This is a genomic window from Halorubrum sp. SP9, from assembly GCF_005435015.1.
Lineage (GTDB): Archaea > Halobacteriota > Halobacteria > Halobacteriales > Haloferacaceae > Halorubrum > Halorubrum sodomense.
Genome location: NZ_SGXU01000094.1, coordinates 1 through 1,612, shown reverse-complemented (window position 1 = coordinate 1,612; position 1,612 = coordinate 1). Strand labels below are relative to the sequence as shown.

The 1,612-nt window shown below is 54.6% G+C and carries 2 protein-coding genes; both read left to right on the top strand.

Going from position 1 to position 1,612, the window contains the following annotated elements:
• Positions 1-395 precede the first annotated feature (395 nt).
• The gene (locus EXE45_RS16540; RefSeq protein WP_137694969.1) at positions 396-995 is read left to right on the top strand and encodes a HalOD1 output domain-containing protein; all 600 of its coding nucleotides are present in this window, start codon (positions 396-398) and stop codon (positions 993-995) included.
• Positions 996-1,276: 281 nt separating this feature from the next.
• On the top strand, positions 1,277-1,612 hold a 336-nt coding region (locus EXE45_RS16535; RefSeq protein WP_137694968.1), incomplete at its 3' end, for a hypothetical protein.

Below are 1,612 nucleotides of genomic sequence, written 5' to 3'. Positions count from 1 at the left end.
TCTGAATTCTCTCGGCAGCGCTCCCGAACCGAGTACAGAGCGACTCGATCCCGATTCCTTCTGCGGATTCAACAGAGCAGTCTACTGGTATTCTCACCCCCAAATATTCGATTCTTTTGTTCGATACCGGACTGTTCCGCCAAAGAAAATAAATTTTCTTCGACTGATTGATCACTGTCGACCCTTAGACCAGGTTGACACTATCGACGAAGTGAGGTATCTGTCAGAGGCAAAACGCGTGGCTCGAAGGGACCATCGAGTCACGCGGGTTTCCGCTCTAGGCCCGTTAGTCTGTCACTAGTTCGATAATCGCGGTTGTCTCGTGAAGTGTACGAGCGGATGTCTGTCGAGAGTTGTGCACACGTATATATCCGGTATAGGCCATGAGACCCGGAGTGTTCCGCGAAACGAAACATATTGATCCACTATTTATGTATGTTTACAGACCTATGAAATCGAACTCGTTAGTTACCCGGTTTGATCCGACGACTACTCGGTCAGCACTCGACGCAGTATTCACTGCTGTCTCCGAGTTTAAAAATACAAATGCGAAAGAGCTTCGACGTCTCGACAGATATATTAACGCCGACACGATCAACCTGCTGTTTGGCGGTCCAGATAGTTCGACAACGCGTATTGAAGAGGGGACCCTTTCGTTTCGATACGGCGATGTATTCGTGACTGTTACACATGACGGATGGATCAAGATCGTCGACGCAGACACGTTCCGCTCACGACCAGCGCACCATGGACTGTCAGCAGACGCACGCGCACAACAGTCAACCGAAGCGGCTCTCAAAGTGGCGGCAGCGGCACTCGCCGAGGCTGAAGAATACGTCTGGACCGCCGCTAGCAACACTTCGGATAATAAACTTGGCGACCCGCTCTGGGCAGTGGTAGAGCAGCTCTGGGCCATTCAGACATCGATTGACGACCTGACCGCTCAGCCGTCTTCGACTGAACCGCTGGTAACACGGACAGATGACCAGCTGTGACGAGATGACCGATGACGCGCTGTTCAACCTCGGCATCGATCTCAACCGGGAAGAGACAGTAGGCGGCGCTATTGATCGGACACTGAATGCGATCCGTACCACACTGGGGGACACAGCGATTACCGTGTGGCGGAACCGCAACGAGCATGCTAGCAACCTTGAGAATGCTTACTCGCCGGAACAGCCGTCCCCACCGTTGTTCGGTTCCGAACGCCATACGGGTCGGTCGGATCGAATCCCTTCACCAGACGCAGCTCTAATCAAGCGATGTTTCACGGCTGATGCGCCGGTTCGAACTGACGGGGTGGCCGGACCAATCGCACCGGATGATAACCGCTGGCTTCCGCGTCAGGAACTTTTCGTTCGATTCCGAGCGTGTGCTATCGGTTGGCTGGGATCACCACGATCTCGCGACCGCGTTGGACGAGGCCGCTGTCCGTGATGTTCTCGAGCGAGCAGCAGGGTTACTCGCCGCGGCACTCGATCGTATTAGCTCCCAGACCCGTGACCCGACAAGCGAGATCGACTCGGAGATTCGCATCGGTGCGTTTCAACAAGCGATTGAGGACGCCGCCGATGGCGTCGCCATCCTCGATGACGAGGCGTACGTCTATATC